Annotated in this window: 1 protein-coding gene; it reads right to left on the reverse strand. The window is 67.1% G+C overall.

The features are described 5' to 3' along the window. Positions 1-1,492: DNA translocase FtsK (locus OCW50_RS32910; protein WP_262300390.1), on the reverse strand; the 1,492-nt coding region annotated here is incomplete at its 3' end. Between the last annotated feature and the right edge of the window lie 521 nt (positions 1,493-2,013).

The raw sequence follows: 2,013 nt of genomic DNA on the forward strand, positions 1-2,013 counted from the left end.
CCTGCACCACCGCCACCCGCGCCGAGACCGCGCTCATCGAGCGCGCGATGTCGTCCGCCAGCGAGATCACCCGCGACGACTTCGTCCCAGGCGCAGGCTCAAGCTCGTACAGCGTCACAACAGGACCGGGGCGGACGTTGATGATCTCACCCTTGACGTTGAAGTCCCACAGCACGTTCTCGAGCGTCGCGGCATTTTCCTGCAGCACTTCCACCGGCACGTCGGCGCTGTCCCAGATCTTCGGCTCCGCCAGGAGATCGAGGGACGGAAGCTCGAACGCGAACGAGGCTCGCACCGGCGCAGAGACGCCGACCGAAACCGACGCATAAGTGTCGCGGCCGTCACGACGGAAGCTGTCGTTGGCAGGAACGGGAACGATCGGGGCTGGGCTGGGGCGCGGGGGTGTCACGACCGCTGCGCGCCGCGGCTGCGCCTCGACGGCCGTCTCGTCGATCACGTCCTCATCGTCCACGAGGTCGTCTGCGAGGTCCTCCGCATGGTTCATCGGCACGTCGGCGCCGTCTTCGTCCTCGTCCCACGGCAGCTCATCCGGCGCGGCCGGAGGCGGCGTCGGAGCAGACGGTGTCGCGGCAGCCGGAGGCGCCGCCTTCCTCACGATCGGAGTTGTCTCCTCCTGCCTGTCCTCGACGGGCGCCGGCACGAGCGCCGGCCGCGACGGGGTCGGCAGGGTCGGATCGAGCAGATAGGTTCCGGGCTGCCACATGAAGCTGTAGGTTTGCTGGATCGCCGGAAGCTCGTACGGAGCCGGACTGGCCTTGACGGGCGGTGCCGGCGGCGTGACCGGGCTCGGTGAAGGAGCCGGTTCGGCTGCAGCGGGAGCAGCCGGCACATGCTTCTGAGGCACGTCTCCCTTCTGAGGCACGTCTCCGCGCGGCCGGACCGGAGCCATGCGCCTGGTCTGGTCGGGAGCCTGCGGCGGTGTTCTGGTGAAAGCGCGCGCGGCGGCGCTGCCGACCTCCTGAGAGGCGGCCTTGCTTTGAAGTGCGCGCAGCCGTTCCTGGACGGCGGGTGCGGGATCGGCCGCCCTCACCGACGCGATCTCCCGGGCCTGCCTTTCGTCACCATCGGACGCCGGCTGTGCGGGCGTCTGCATTCTGCGCTCTTTCAGAACGCGCTCGGGCGTGCGCGTGAAGCGCACCTCCGGGGACATGGAGAACGACTGCTCCCAGACCTCTCCACGCGGAGCGCCGTTCGGCCCCCTGTCCCTTACCCGGCTGTCGACGTCGTCTCGGGCCAGGGAGCGCGGATCGGTCACTCTCGCCCGCGACAGGCTCGGTGCGGGACCGGCGCCCCCAGCCTCGCGCTGCCGTTCAACCGGCGCGAGGCGGCTTCCCGTAACGGGCGAGTGCGGAGGCTTGGTCGAAGCATCCGTCCCTGCCTGATTGTCCGTATCGGGATGCTTCTCATCGTCCTTCGTGAGGGAGCCATAACCATGGGCGGCGGAAGATGGGGACCGTCGGTTGAAATGCATTGTCTGTTATGATGTTGGGGCTGAACGAGTCGGCCCGAGAGGAGGTTCGATCCGATTACGCCCGTCAAAGGTAAAAAGAGGATTAGGAGGCGAGCACAGGTCCTGTCGCACCCGACTTGTCCCCAGCACGATATACCACATCACGGCCTTCAAATCGGCCTTCGGCGACCCCATATACCCTTAGGTACGAGGCGCCCCCCTCCCCTGCCGGCCGCGGCATCGAACGCTCGTTTGAAGATGTCTCTTGCAAAATGCCGGAAGGGGTTTATATCAGCGCCTCCCTTGAGAGCATTCTGCGGAAGCGGGGCTCTTGCAGGGTTTTTCCACCAGGACGAATCTTCCGGGTTTTCAGGCCGCCAGGCCTGGAGCGGGTCGTCGGGTGTACGGGCTGGTAATCTGGTCTGGGCTATGAGCGGCACGGGTTCGAAGGGTCTTCGGGCGGGTGTGCGGCTCCTCTGGCGGTTTTTTCCGGCATGGGCCGGGGGGTTTTGGCCTTCCGGCGGGATCGACGCAGGCGCGGC

It is taken from the genome of Microvirga sesbaniae (assembly GCF_025460805.1).
Classification (GTDB): Bacteria; Pseudomonadota; Alphaproteobacteria; order Rhizobiales; family Beijerinckiaceae; genus Microvirga; species Microvirga sesbaniae.